Genomic DNA, 12,885 nt, shown 5'->3' with positions numbered 1-12,885 from the left:
GAGAATTCTTCGCGGACAGCGATGAGTTCCGCTCCCGGCATCGGTCACCACCCCGAACCGACCGTCGGACAGGAGGGCCCATGTCGCTTCCGGAGATCGTCTCGCGCGAGCAGTGGCGCGCGGCGCGCGAGGAGTTGCTGCGCAGGGAGGAGGCGGTCGCACGGGCGCGCGAGGCACTGGTCGCGCAGCGACGGCGGCTGCCCATGGTCGAGGTCGACACGGAGTACGTCTTCGAGGGCGGCGACGGCAAGGCCACGCTCCTCGACCTCTTCGAGGGCCGGTCCCAGCTCATCGTGCACCACTTCATGTTCGCCCCGGAGTGGCGGACCGGCTGCCCGTGCTGCTCGGCCTTCCTGGACCAGCTCGGCCACCTCGCACATCTGCGCGCCCGGAACACCGCGTTCGCGTCCGTCTCCCGGGCCCCGTTCACCCGCATCCTGCCGTTCAAGGCGCGGATGGGCTGGGCGGTGCCCTGGTACTCGTACGCGGCGTCCAACGGCGACTTCAACCGCGACTTCGAGGCCACCGTGGACTCCGACCGCGGCCCGGTCGAGCGCGCGGGCATCAGCTGTTTTCTGCGCGACCACGACCGGGTCTTCCACACCTACTCGGCCTTCGACGACGGGCTGGACGGCGCCTGCACCATCACCGGCCTGCTCGACCTCACCGCGCTGGGCCGCAGCCCCGCAGGCAGCGACCGGCTCCGGCTGCACGACGAGTACGACTACTGACACGTACCATGCAATTCGCTGACGCAGCGTGTGCACCTGATGTCAAAAAGTGAACGCATTCTTCTGATCCGCGGCGAACGGGTGTAGGTAATGTCTCAGTGCCTTCACCGAGCGAAGCGTTCGCCGCCTCCAGGGCGTTAACTCCTCCAAGAGCGACGCTTTCTGGAGGTGCGCGATGGTGAACGGGCGAACGGTGCTCGAGCGCTTTCCCGCCGGCGGTCCGCGGGGGTCCTGGCCCGCGGAGGAGTTCGCGCACGCGCGGCGTCAGGAAGGCCTGCCCGCAGAGGTCGTCATGGACCTCGCGACGGACACGTTCCTGGTGATCGTGCGCGGCGGCGACGGCTCGGAGTGACCGTCCGGAGGCTCGGACGCGGGGGGCTTACGCCGAGACCGCCCGCGACCAGTCCGGAGCCGTGCCGAGCACCCGGCACAGGGCCAGGTACAGCGGGATCGGCGGGGTGTACGGCACCGTGCCCTCGGGGCGGTGGACGAGCCGCGCGGGACCGGTGACCAGGGCGCCGGGGGCGTACTGGGACGGAGTCGGCCAGGGCAGGGCGTAGTCGGAGTCCGACGGAACGATCCACCACCACTGCGCGCCGTCGGTGTACACACAGCCCAGCCGGGGCAGCCGCGGTACGACCAGCGGGCCGAGGCGGTCCGGCACGGCCACGGCGTCACAGCCCAGCGGGGCCGTCATACCCTCGGGCAGCAGCAGCCGACGGGGTGCCTCCGGGACGGGCCGCCGGCGTCGCAGCCGTACGAGGGTGTCGAGACCGAGCGCACGCTCGGGGCCGGAACCGGAGCCGGAAGCCGGGCCGTTGTGCTCCGCGCCCGTGATGTCGGGTCCGCCGCCGGTCACGGCAGTTCCCCGGTGCGGCGCTGTTCGGGGGCCCGGTGCAGCGGCTGGTGCCACGGGCGGTCCGGGGACCCGTGCCGGCGGGGCTCCGGAATGCCGTGCCGGAGTTGCTCGGACATCCCGTGGCAGTGCTGCTCGGACGCCTGCTGCACCCGGTACTCGGCCGTCGCGGGCCGGTGCCGCCGCTCGGGCGCCCCAGGCAGCGACTGTTCCGGAGCCCCGCCGCTTCCGTGGCCGGGTGTCTCCGCACGCGTACGGTCGTCGTCGCGGCCGGGCTGCTCGGGGATCCTGCGCTTCGCGTGGACCGCGTCGGCGGCCTGCCCCGCGCCCTCGTGGCCGGCCCCGGCCGGGCCGTCCTGGCGGGTGTCGGCGGGCCGGTCCGGCTTCGGGCGAGCACCCCAGCCGAGGTCGTTGCACGGCTCGGCGGTGACCTGGGCCGCGTCGCTCCGGCGCGGCAGGTCGGCCCAGACCAGCAGGCCGGAGCCGTGCTCCTGCGCGCCCCAGGCCCGGCACAGCGCGTCGACGAGGAACAGTCCCCTCCCGTGCTCGTCGTCCGGGCGCTGCGCAGCCGGGTGCGGTTCGCCGGGGGCGCAGCCCTCGTCGAGGACGGCCATGCGCACGATGTCCTCGTGATCGTGCAGTTCGCACACGACATGGCTGCTCGCGGTGTGCACGATCGCGTTCGTGACCAGCTCGGAGATGACCAGGACCGCGCTGTCGCAGGTGTCCGCGCAGACGGACCAGCCCGTCAGCCGGGCATGCGCCAGGCGTCTCGCCTGGGCGACGGAACCCGGATGTGCGGCCAGCTCGAAGCGGAACCGGCGCTCGGCAGCGCCCCACCGGGGGGCCGCTCCCGACGCGGCACCGAGACCGGAACGGTCTGCGGCGGCATCTGTTCCTAAGGGCGCGGACGGAATCACGCTTGCCACTATCTCCCTGCCATGAACACTTGGCAAGTGTCACTCTGAAAATTGCAGAGTGCTGTATGACTCGGTCAGAGGCCGTGGCACACTGCTCGCAACAGCACGTCGAGCGGCGCCAATTGGAGTCATCGGAGATCCGCCCCGGTCTTCGAACGAGTCGTGGAGTGGGGCTTTCGGTGGATTCCGTGGAGGTGACAGCGTGAGCGAGCCGCGGTCCGCGCCGACGGTGGGCCAGGTGGTCCTCGGACGGCGCCTGCTGGACCTGCGGGAACGCGCCGGGCTGAAGCGCGAGGAAGCCGCCCGCGTGCTGCGTGTCGCCCCCGCCACCGTCCGCCGTATGGAGACGGCCGAGGTCGCCCTCAAGATCCCGTACCTGCAACTGCTGCTCAAGGCGTACGGCGTACCGGACGACGAGGCCGACGTGTTCGTCCAGCTCGCCGAAGAGGCCAACAAGCCCGGCTGGTGGCAGCGGTTCCACGACATCCTGCCGGGCTGGTTCTCGATGTACGTCAGCCTGGAGGGTGCGGCCGCCCTGATCCGCTCGTACGAGCCGCACTTCGTCCCCGGCCTGCTCCAGACCGAGGACTACGCGCGCGGTGTGCTGAAGTCCGGTGCCATCGGCCAGACCAGCCCGGACGACATCGAACGGCACGTCGCGCTGCGCATGCAACGCCAGAACCTGCTCAGCCGTTCCGACGCGCCCCGCTTCTGGGCGGTGATGGACGAGACCGCCCTGCGCCGGCAGGTCGGCGGCCCGGAGGTGATGCGCGCGCAGATCGACAAGTTGCTGGAGGCCACGAAGCTGCCCCATGTGACGCTCCAGGTGGCCCCGTTCGCCCACGGGCCGCACCCGGGGACGTACGGGCCCTTCGTGCTGTTCCGATTTGCCATGTCAGAACTGCCGGACATGGTCTACAGCGAGTACCTGACCGGCGCGGTCTACCTGGACGCGCGCACCGAGGTGGCGACCCACCTCGAGGTCATGGACCGCATGGCGGCGCAGGCCGCTACGGCACAACGCACGAAGGAGATCCTCCAGGATCTTCGCAAGGAGCTGTGAATGGATCGCATCAAGCCGCGCGGACACGTCTACAACGGCATGCCCGCGCGGGAGTTGGGCAGCGAGGGGTGGCACAAGCCCTGGAGCGGCGGCAACGGCGGAAACTGCCTGGAGGCGATGAAGCTGGCCGACGGCCGGATCGCCGTGCGCCAGTCCACCGACCCGGACGGGCCGGCGCTGATCTACACCACGGACGAGATGACCGCCTTCATCGAGGGAGCCAAGGCGGGGGAGGCCGACTTCCTGCTGTCCTGACCCTCCTCGTGCTCCTTGTTGTTCAGCCGACCTCCCTCCCCTGGCAATGACGTGACGGCGACCTTGACCATCCCCGCCCGAACACCGGTCGCCCCGCCCGGCCCGCCTGCCGTCCGAACCGTCCTCCGGCGGCCCCCCGGTGACGACCCGCGCGAGGCCGGCTCCGCCGCGGAGAAGCCGGCATGACCCCGCAGGATTCGGCGCCACCCTCCCCGTGGGAGTCGGCGGTCACCGTCGAGAAGCCCCGTCCGACCGGCGTCACTCTCGCCCCGCGCTGCCGTCCCTCACCCCGGCGGCAGCACCGCGCACAGCGCCTCCAGCGCCGCGCCGTAGGCGTGCTCGGCGGGGGCCGCGTACCCGACCACCAGCCCGTCACCCGCCGCCGGCTCGCCCTGCGGATGACGGAACGCGGCGAGGCCGTCCAGGGCGACGCCCTGCCACGTGGCGGCCTTCACCGTGGACCGTTCGGTGCCCGGCGGCAGCCGCAGCACGGCGTGCAGACCGGCCGCGAGGCCCGTCACCTCGACGTGCGGTGCGTGCGCCGCGAGCGTGGCGACGAGCCGGTCGCGCCGGTGCCGGTAGCGCTGCCGCATGCGCCGTACATGACGGTCGTACGCCCCCGAGACGATGAACTCCGCGAGCGCCAGCTGGTCCAGGACGCTCGCCCAGGCCTCCCGCTCACCCTTCGCCGCGAGCACCGGCCCGACGTACCGCTCCGGCAGCACCATCCAGCCCAGCCGCAGCGCCGGCGACAGACTCTTGCTGACCGAGCCGATGTGGATCACACGCTCCGGATCGAGGCCCTGGAGCGCGCCGACGGGCCTGCGGTCGTAGCGGAACTCGCCGTCGTAGTCGTCCTCCAGCACCATCGACCCACGCGCGCGTGACCAGTCGATCACGGCCGCCCGGCGCTCCGGATGCAGCGGCCCTCCGGTCGGGAACTGGTGCGCGGGCGTGAGCAGTACGGCGTGCTCCCGCCCGAGGAGATCCACGCGCGCGCCGTCCTCGTCCAACGGCAGCGGCACCGTGCGCACCCCGGCCGTCGCGAGCAGTTCCCGGTGGAAGCCCAGCCCGTACGCCTCCACACCCACCGGACCGCGCAGCACTCCGCCCGCGCCCTGCCCGAACAACAGCCGCAGCGCGTGCGCGAAGCCCGAGCAGACGACGATCCGGTCCGGCTCGGTGCGCACTCCACGCGCGCGTGCCAGATATTCCGCCAGCGCCTCGCGCACCTCCCGGCGCCCAGCCGGATCCCCGGGCCCGAACGCCTCGCTCGGCGCCGCCTGCAGTGCCCGCCGGTACGCGGCCGCCCACGCGGCCCGCGGGAACGACGACGCGTCCGGCGCGCCCTGCCGCAGGTCGTGCCGGGGCCCACGCGCGCGTACGGGCGTTCTCACCGGTGTCCGTACGGCACCCCGCAGCGGCTCCGCCCGGTCGGCCACCCGGGTGCCCGATCCCTGCCGGGCGGTCAGCCAGCCCTCCGCGACCAACTCGGCATACGCGTCCGCCACCGTGTTGCGGGCCACGCCCAGATCGGCGGCGAGCGAACGGTACGGCGGCAGGCGGGTGCCCGGAGCCAGCCGCCCGCTGCGCACGGCCTCCCGCAGCGCCCGGATCAGCGCGGCCCGCCGACCGCCCGGACCCGACAGCTCCAGATGCAGGTCGGCGCCGATCCGCTCGGCGGAATTGACCCACGATTCCCTCATGAAAATGCACCCTACAGCCGGTCTTTCCGGCTCCTAGGCTGAAGCCATGACGACGCACACGATCACCGACATCGCCCATGTGACCAGCGCGATCAACGCCGCCGACGCCGCCCGCACCCGACTCGATCTCGCGAGGTCCGCGCCGAAGGTCTTCCGCGCCGTCGTCGGCTTCGACGCCGCCTCCCGCGAGGGCCTCGACCCCGCGCTGGTCGAGCTGATCCAGATCCGCGCCTCGCACCTCAACCACTGCGCCTACTGCCTGCACATGCACACCAACGACGCCCGCAAGGCCGGCGAGAGCGAGGACCGGCTCCACATGGTCGCCGTCTGGCGCGAGGCCCGGCACTTCTTCACCCCGAAGGAACAGGCCGCCCTCGCCCTGACGGAGGCCGTGACCCTGGTCGCCGACGGAGGCGTCCCCGACACGGTCTACGCCGAGGCCGCCGCCCAGTTCGACGACCAGGAACTGGCCCACGTCCTCGCCCTGATCCTCACGATCAACACCTGGAACCGGATTGCCCTGTCGACGGGCAAGGTGGCGGGCACGGACGAGCGCAAGGGCTGACCGCCCGCCCGCTGTCGCGTCGGGTCCGCCCCGACGGCGCATGCCGAGACGCATTCCGACGCGCTTGCCGACGCGCATTCCGACAGCGCCTGCCCGCGCCGGACTCTCCGCGGGTCACACCTTCATCGGCCGATCCCCCGGAGAGACCGGCGCGGGCAGGCGCGAAGAACCCGTCAGATAGTGGTCGACGGCGGCCGCCACCGCCCGGCCCTCCGCGATCGCCCAGACGATGAGCGACTGGCCGCGTGCCGCGTCCCCGGCGGCGAAGACCCCGGGGACGTTGGTCGCGAAGCCGTCGTCCCGGGCGATCGTGCCGCGCGGAGTGAGCGCCAGCCCCAACTGCGCGATCATCCCGTCCTCCTGGTCCGGCCCGGTGAACCCGAGGGCGAGCAGCACGAGATCGGCTGGGAGCGTCCGCCCGGTGCCCGCCACCGGCTCCCGCCGCTCGTCGACCTCCACCAGATGCAGCGACCGCACCCGCCCGCTGCCGTCCCCGGCGAAGCGGAGCGTGGACGCCGCGAACAGTCGCGCGTCCGCGTCCGCCGCCGGAGCCGTACGCAGATCCCGTGCCTCCTCGTGCGCGGCCGACAGCCGGTAGATCTTCGGGTACGTCGGCCACGGCTCGGTGTCCTCGTCCCGCTCGGCATCCGGCTGCGCGTAGATGTCCAGCTGGGTCACGGACGCGGCCCCCTCGCGCACCGCGGTGCCCAGACAGTCCGCACCCGTGTCCCCGCCGCCGACGATCACCACGTGCCGCCCGGCCGCGGACAGCGGTGATACCTCCAGATCCCCCTCACACACCCGGTTGGCCAGCGGCAGATACTCCATCGCCTGGTGTATCCCGTCCAACGCCCGGCCCGGTACCGGAAGTTCCCGCCACGCCGTGGCCCCCGTGGCGACGACGACCGCGTCGTACCGCCCGCGCAGCTCCACCGCCCCGACGTCCCGCCCGACCGCCGTCGACGTGCGGAACTTCGTCCCCTCGGCCCGCATCTGCCCGATCCGCCGCTCAAGATGGTGCTTCTCCATCTTGAACTCGGGGATGCCGTACCGCATCAGCCCGCCGAGCCGGTCGTCCCTCTCGTACACCGCGACCGTGTGCCCGGCCCGGGTCAGCTGCTGCGCGGCCGCGAGCCCGGTGGGCCCGGAACCGATGACGGCGACCGTCATCCCCGACAGCCGTTCCGGCGGCCGTGCCGGGACGAAACCCTCCTCCCAGGCCCGGTCGCCGATCGCGCACTCGACGTTCTTGATGGTCACGGCCGGCTGGTTGATCGCCAGCACGCATCCCGCCTCGCAGGGCGCCGGGCACAACCGCCCGGTGAACTCGGGGAAGTTGTTCGTCGCGTGCAGCCGGTCGCTCGCCGCCCGCCAGTCCTCCCGCGAGACCAGGTCGTTCCACTCCGGGATCAGATTCCCCAGCGGGCAGGCGTCGTGACAGAACGGGACGCCGCAGTCCATGCAGCGGTCGGCCTGCTTGCTGATGATGGGCAGCAGCGCGCCCGGGACATAGACCTCGTCCCAGTCCCGCACCCGTTCCTCGACGGGCCGCCGCGGCCACTCCTGGCGCGGCGTGGTCATGAAACCCTTGGGATCGGCCATGATCGTCGCCACTCTTCCGGCACTCTTCCGGCCACGATACGTCCGTACCGTGGACCGCGCAGAGCGGCGGCGTGGACCGCGCAGAGCGGCGGAAACCGCTTTCTCGCGCGCCCTCCGGAGACGGGTCGGGGGGAGAGAAGCGGGGAGGCAGGCGGGGGCCGGAGGTGGGGCAGGTCAGGCGGGTCGGCCGGGGTGCGGGGCGGGTCAGGTGAGGGCCAGGACGTAGACGAGGGCGGACGCGGCGGAGGCGACGGTGCGCACGTGGTTCCAGAACGTCCACTCGCGCACATACACCGGTCAGTACACCGCGGCCTCCGGCGCACCCGGGGTCAACCGGGCCAGCCTGTCGTTGCGGGGCACGTTCGCGACCGCCGTCAGCCCGAACGAGCCGAACAGGTACAGCGCGCTGCCCAGCAGCAGCTCGACCGTCCCGTCCCCCGGCCAGACCACGAACGTCACCACCGCGATCATCGCGCTCAGCACCGCCGCGCCCCCGAACACCGTCATGAAAGGGGCCCGCACCGCGGCCACGTTGATCGCCTTCATCGCGGCGACCCCCTGCGCGGGCGGCAACGCCCCGAGCCCCCGCATCACGAAGGCCGAGAAGGCGCAGAAGACCCCGGCCATCAGCCCGGTGCCGAGAACACCCGCCACGACCAGTACGAAGAACGGCCCGTCGATCATCTCCACGCCCTCATCCCGTCTCGTCCCGCCCACCGGGCCGGGCCCGGCAGCACCATCACCTCCAGTCGACGCCCAGGTCGGCGCACCGACCGTGGCCGAACCGACCGCCCCCGTAAGCGGGAGTCTCCCCTCGCACGCCCTCCCTTCTCTCTCCTCCCGCTCATCCGACCTCCGCCCCCGCGCCCTGCCACGCTCGCAGCACCGCCTCCACGGCCGGGGCGATCCGGCGCCGCGCCTCGTACCGCGGCATCCCGCTCATCAGCAACTGGTCGTACGGCGTGTCCACGTGTCGCACGGCCGCCACGACCGCCGAGATCACCGCCCCCTCCGTCAACGCCCGCCCGGCCGCACTGCGCCCGACCCGCCCGCTGCCCCGCACGGACGCGTGCGCCGCGACGGCCCGGGCCCGCTCGGCCGGGCAGTCCGGGAACAGCCGGAGGATCTCGGCCGCGAACGCCGCCACGAACCGCTCGTCCTCCACCGCCCTGCGCCGCGCGTCCCGCGCCCGCCGCCGGCGCCGCGCCTCGGCGTCCACCAGACAGCGGGCCTCGGCCCGGGACAGCGCCTCCTCCTCCACGAGCACGCCCTGCCGCTCGTAGCGACTCCTGCGCCGGTTGAACCGCACCACCACCGCCGACAGCGCGCTCTCCTCCCGCGATCTGCGGGTCAGCGCCGTGTCACCGCGCGGCAGGAACACCAGGTGCCCGAGGTCGGCACAGTCCAGGCAGCGCGGTGCCCCGTCCTCCAGCACGAGCAGCGACAGCGGCCCGCCCCGGCAGACGGAACAGCGCTTGCGCTTGGCGCTCTGGACGACCACAAGCCGCCCGGGGGAGTGGGGAGTTGGCATCGTGGGAAGGCCCATACGCGGTACTTTCCCCGCCACCGCCGCCTGACTCCGTGTCCTTGCCCGTCGTCCTCCTCATCTCTTCCCGTCCCGCACGTTGAACACCGAAACCCGGGCACGGTGCCGTACGGGCGCCTCGATCTCGTCCACCACCGCCACCGCGAGATCGGCGTACGACAGCCACGGCCGGCCGGCACCATCACCGTCGCTCCGCTCGCCGCTCTCGCCCGCCCCACCGGGCACCCGCTCCCCGCCGACGCGGTACCGCCCCGTCCGCGGCCCGCCGTGTTCCAGGAACCCGGCCGGTGTCAGCATCACCCAGTCGACGGGCCCGTCCCCGCGCTCCCGCAGCCGGTCCAGCCCGGCGGTGTGCGCCAGCGCGAAGGGCCGCAGCGCCGACGGGAAGGCCACCGGGTCGTCCAGCACCATCCGCCCGTCCGTGCCGAGCAGGTTCGCCCCGAGCCCCACCGCGACGAGCCGCGCCACCCCGGCCGTGCCGAGCCCGTCGAGCAGCGCGTCGGCGGCCTGCACGAAGAACCCCGGGTCCACCGCGTCGACCCCGTCGTCCGGTCCGCTCGCCGGTGAAACGGCGTGCACGGCACCGACATGCCCGGCAGCGACCCCGGCGACCGACCCGGCGTCCAGGACATCACCCCGCACGACCGTCACACCCCGCGCACCCAGATCCGGATACCGTGTCGGCTCCCGAACCACCGCTGTCACGGTCAGACCCCGGGTCCGCGCCTCGGCCGTCACCGCCCGCCCGGCCCGGCCTCCGGCACCGAAGACCACGATCCCGCCCATTCCCGACCTCCGCTTCCTGTCCGGCTGTTCGTGCCGAACCAGGACGCTAGAGAACGGACCCCCGGTTACTTCAACGGTATCGGCGCTACCCTCGGCACATGTCCGACGCACCCCTCAGGACGACTGATGGTCTTCGGCGAACAGCCGACATGGCTCGGGTGACGGCCGGCGGTACGCGCGATGTGCGACAGGCAGTCGACGTGTCCCGCGGGAGGCCGGACGTGTCGCGGGGGACGGTGGGCTCGGCGCGGCCCGTCGCCGGTGGGCCGGACATCGCCGGTGCGCCGGACGCCGGCCGTCCCGCGCCTCTCGATCCCGACATGTTCCACCCCCTCTGTCCGTCGTCCGCGATGCCGGTCCGCGTGGGCGACAAGTGGGCCGGCATGGTGATCCGCTGCCTCCAGGACGGCCCGCGCCGCTTCGGCGAACTCCGGGTCCCGCTCAAGGCCGTCACGCCCAAGGTCCTCAGCGAGACCCTGCGGGCCATGGAGCGCGACGGCCTGATCACCCGCACCGCCTACGACGAGAACCCCCCGCGCGTCGAATACGCCCTCACCTCCCTCGGCCGCACCCTGATCCCGCTCCTCGACGCGGCCCGCGCCTGGAGCGAGGCACATCTCCCGTCCCTCCTGGCGGCCCGGCGGGCAGCCGGTGCTGCTGACACCACAGCCGCGGACCAGGACTGACCCGCCCGCTCACCGCAGGGCAGACCAGCCAACAGCCACAGCGCATCCCCGTCCCGGGCAGGCGCCCCGTCCTCGGCGGCACCTTCTGTCTCCGGCAGGCGCTCCGTCCCTGGCAGGCGCTGCCGCCCCGCTCTCGGCCACCCGGCATCATGGGCCGTGTGCGACTCGAAGCGATCACCTGGGACCGGCTCGCCGAACTGCTGGCGGACCGGCTGGCCGGTCTGGAGCTGGCCGACGGAGGTGCCTGGCCGCGCGTCGGCTTCGACGGAGCCCCGGCCGCCCGCCCAGGGGACCTCGCCGAACGCGTCGGCAAGGCGCTGCGCGTGCGCGGCCGGCCCTCGCTCGTGATCGGCACCGAGGGCTTCCTCCGACCTGCCTCGCTACGCCTCGAACACGGGCGGCGGGACGCGGAGTCGTACTTCGGCGGATGGTTCGACACCGGTGCCCTGTGGCGCGAGGTCTTCGGCCCGCTCGACCCCGGAGGCAGCGGGCGCGTCCTGCCCGACCTGTGGGATCCGGCCACCGACCGGGCCACCCGCAGCACCTACGTCCAACTCCCGCCCGGCGGGATCCTGTTGCTCCACGGCCCCCTCCTGCTGCACCACTGGTTCCCCTTCGACCTGACCGTGCACCTCCTCCTCTCCCCGGCCGCTCTGCGCCGCCGTACCCCGGAAGCCGACCACTGGACGCTGCCCGCCTTCGAGCGCTACGCGTCCGAGACGGATCCCGCCGGCACGGCGGACGTCCTGGTGCGCGCCGACGACCCGCGCCATCCCGCCTGGAGCGGCTGATCCGCCCCGCTGTTCTGTCCCCCGCCGCTTGTCGCTGCCCGGTGCCGGTCAGAGCCAGCCGTTGCGCCGGAAGCCCCGGTACAGCACCACGCACGCCCCCGCCATGACGGCCATGGCCAGCGGATATCCGAACTGCCAGTGCAACTCGGGCATGTGGTCGAAGTTCATGCCGTACACACCACACACCATCGTCGGAACGGCGATGATCGCGGCCCAGGCGGTGATCTTCCGCATGTCCTCGTTCTGCGCGACGGTCACCTGCGCGAGGTGCGCCTGGAGGATGGAGTTGAGCAGCTCGTCGAAGGCGGCGATCTGGTCCTTGGCCCGGATCAGGTGGTCGAGCACATCGCGGAAGTAGGCCTGTATCTCCGGCGGGACGACCCGTATGGGCCGGGTGGCCAGGTCCTCCACAGGGCGGCTCAGCGGCACCACCGCCCGCTTCAGCTCCAGCAGTTCGCGCTTCATCTGATAGATGCGGCCGGGGTCGAGCCGAGCGCCGTTCTCCGAGAACACATCCGTCTCGACCTGGTCGATATCGGCCTGCACCGCGTCCGTGACGCTCAGATAGTCGTCCACGACAAGGTCGGCGATGGCGTGCAGCACCGCCGCCGGTCCCTTCGACAGCTGGTGCGGATGAGCCTCCAGCTCCTCGCGCAGCGGACCCAGTGAGCCGTGCCGGCCGTGCCGCACCGTGATGACGAAGTCCTCGCCGACGAACACCATGATCTCGCCGGTGTTCACCACTTCGCTGGTCGCCGTCAGCCGTTCGTGCTCGACGTAGCAGACGGTCTTGAAGACCGCGAAGAGCGTGTTGCCGTAATGCTCAAGCTTCGGGCGCTGATGGGCCTCGACCGCGTCCTCCACCGCCAGGGGATGCAGGTCGAACAGCTCCGCGATCCCGGCGAACTCACGGTCCGTCGGCTCGTGCAGCCCCAGCCAGACGAAGCCCTCGCCGGTCTTGCGCACCATCTTCACGGCGTCCACGAGGTCGTGACAGGTGGGCACCCGCACGCCGTCCTGATACGTCACGCAGTTGACCACCGAGGACCCCAGCGGTGATCTGGCGGGATGGCTCAGGTCCACGCGCGGCTGCCGCCGGGCCAGCCGCGCCACCTTGCGCAGGCCGGCGGCTTTGCCCAGTCCCGTGACCTTGCGCAGATTCCCTGCCATGGACATCTGGGTCTCCTCGCTCGGATCTCCTCACGTAACGCTTTTCGCGCCTTGCTCGAGCAGTTTGCCAGGCGAGGGCAAAACGCGGGCAAGCCTGTGGGAACACAAGGTTCCGCTTGGTTCCCGCCTGTGGACAAAGGGCCGGTTCCGCCGGTCTCCCGCGCTCGGAGCGCAGGCGGATCCGGACAAGCCGGGTGGGATGATCCCG

The 12,885-nt window shown here is 72.4% G+C and carries 14 protein-coding genes and 1 pseudogene; 7 read left to right on the top strand and 8 right to left on the bottom strand.

What is annotated here, in order from left to right; translation table 11 throughout:
* The first annotated feature begins 80 nt into the window (after positions 1-80).
* Positions 81-731 (top strand): DUF899 domain-containing protein, encoded by a 651-nt coding sequence (locus BIV23_RS22440; RefSeq protein WP_071382718.1) that lies wholly within the window; start codon positions 81-83, stop codon positions 729-731.
* A 175-nt stretch (positions 732-906) separates the two neighbouring features.
* Positions 907-1,083 (top strand): hypothetical protein, encoded by a 177-nt coding sequence (locus tag BIV23_RS50445; protein WP_177239996.1) that lies wholly within the window; start codon positions 907-909, stop codon positions 1,081-1,083.
* Between the two features lie 27 nt (positions 1,084-1,110).
* Here BIV23_RS50445 and BIV23_RS22435 read toward each other — a convergent pair whose 3' ends face one another.
* Both BIV23_RS22435 and BIV23_RS53970 read right to left on the bottom strand, forming a co-directional pair.
* Positions 1,111-1,569 (bottom strand): hypothetical protein, encoded by a 459-nt coding sequence (locus BIV23_RS22435; protein ID WP_071382905.1) that lies wholly within the window; start codon positions 1,567-1,569, stop codon positions 1,111-1,113.
* A gap of 17 nt (positions 1,570-1,586) precedes the next feature.
* Positions 1,587-2,507, bottom strand: coding sequence for an ATP-binding protein (locus tag BIV23_RS53970; protein WP_425443509.1), 921 nt, complete (start codon positions 2,505-2,507; stop codon positions 1,587-1,589).
* 202 nt (positions 2,508-2,709) lie between these two features.
* Between BIV23_RS53970 and BIV23_RS22425 the strand changes: the two genes are divergently transcribed.
* Together BIV23_RS22425 and BIV23_RS22420 are read left to right on the top strand one after the other, a co-directional pair.
* Positions 2,710-3,570 carry a helix-turn-helix domain-containing protein gene (locus BIV23_RS22425; RefSeq protein WP_071382717.1) on the top strand — a complete coding sequence of 287 codons (861 nt, stop codon included), beginning with the start codon at positions 2,710-2,712 and terminating at the stop codon, positions 3,568-3,570.
* Positions 3,571-3,825 carry a DUF397 domain-containing protein gene (locus tag BIV23_RS22420; protein WP_071382716.1) on the top strand — a complete coding sequence of 85 codons (255 nt, stop codon included), beginning with the start codon at positions 3,571-3,573 and terminating at the stop codon, positions 3,823-3,825.
* Between the two features lie 284 nt (positions 3,826-4,109).
* Here the strand turns inward: BIV23_RS22420 and pdxR are convergent, their stop codons facing one another.
* Positions 4,110-5,531, bottom strand: a complete 1,422-nt coding sequence (gene pdxR / locus BIV23_RS22415) for a MocR-like pyridoxine biosynthesis transcription factor PdxR (RefSeq protein ID WP_071382715.1) — start codon at positions 5,529-5,531, stop codon at positions 4,110-4,112.
* Positions 5,532-5,577: 46 nt separating this feature from the next.
* On the opposite strand from pdxR, the gene BIV23_RS22410 reads away from it, so the two are divergent.
* Positions 5,578-6,096: a carboxymuconolactone decarboxylase family protein gene (locus tag BIV23_RS22410; RefSeq protein ID WP_071382714.1), complete on the top strand. Its 519-nt coding sequence runs from the start codon at positions 5,578-5,580 to the stop codon at positions 6,094-6,096.
* A gap of 114 nt (positions 6,097-6,210) precedes the next feature.
* Here BIV23_RS22410 and BIV23_RS22405 read toward each other — a convergent pair whose 3' ends face one another.
* The 4 genes and pseudogenes from BIV23_RS22405 to BIV23_RS22390 form a co-directional block, all read right to left on the bottom strand.
* Entirely contained in the window at positions 6,211-7,698 is a 1,488-nt protein-coding gene (locus BIV23_RS22405) for a glutamate synthase subunit beta (RefSeq protein WP_071382904.1), read from the bottom strand.
* Positions 7,699-7,902: 204 nt separating this feature from the next.
* Positions 7,903-8,382 (bottom strand): annotated as a pseudogene (locus BIV23_RS22400) (anthrone oxygenase family protein).
* Positions 8,383-8,542: 160 nt separating this feature from the next.
* Positions 8,543-9,244 (bottom strand): DUF2293 domain-containing protein, encoded by a 702-nt coding sequence (locus BIV23_RS22395; protein WP_079173294.1) that lies wholly within the window; start codon positions 9,242-9,244, stop codon positions 8,543-8,545.
* 57 nt (positions 9,245-9,301) lie between these two features.
* A complete protein-coding gene (locus BIV23_RS22390) occupies positions 9,302-10,030 on the bottom strand; it encodes an NAD(P)-dependent oxidoreductase (protein ID WP_071382713.1) in 729 nt (242 codons plus the stop codon).
* Between the two features lie 320 nt (positions 10,031-10,350).
* Here BIV23_RS22390 and BIV23_RS22385 point away from each other — a divergent pair, with 320 nt between their 5' ends.
* Positions 10,351-10,716 carry a winged helix-turn-helix transcriptional regulator gene (locus BIV23_RS22385; protein WP_071382902.1) on the top strand — a complete coding sequence of 122 codons (366 nt, stop codon included), beginning with the start codon at positions 10,351-10,353 and terminating at the stop codon, positions 10,714-10,716.
* Between the two features lie 149 nt (positions 10,717-10,865).
* Entirely contained in the window at positions 10,866-11,507 is a 642-nt protein-coding gene (locus BIV23_RS22380; protein WP_177239995.1) for a nucleoside/nucleotide kinase family protein, read from the top strand.
* 48 nt (positions 11,508-11,555) lie between these two features.
* Here BIV23_RS22380 and corA read toward each other — a convergent pair whose 3' ends face one another.
* A complete protein-coding gene (corA, locus tag BIV23_RS22375) occupies positions 11,556-12,683 on the bottom strand; it encodes a magnesium/cobalt transporter CorA (RefSeq protein ID WP_071382712.1) in 1,128 nt (375 codons plus the stop codon).
* Between the last annotated feature and the right edge of the window lie 202 nt (positions 12,684-12,885).

Source organism: Streptomyces monashensis (assembly GCF_001866665.1).
GTDB classification, from domain to species: Bacteria; Actinomycetota; Actinomycetes; order Streptomycetales; family Streptomycetaceae; genus Streptomyces; species Streptomyces monashensis.
The sequence above is the reverse complement of the archived record's forward strand: the minus strand, read 5'-3'. Positions and strand labels throughout refer to the sequence as shown.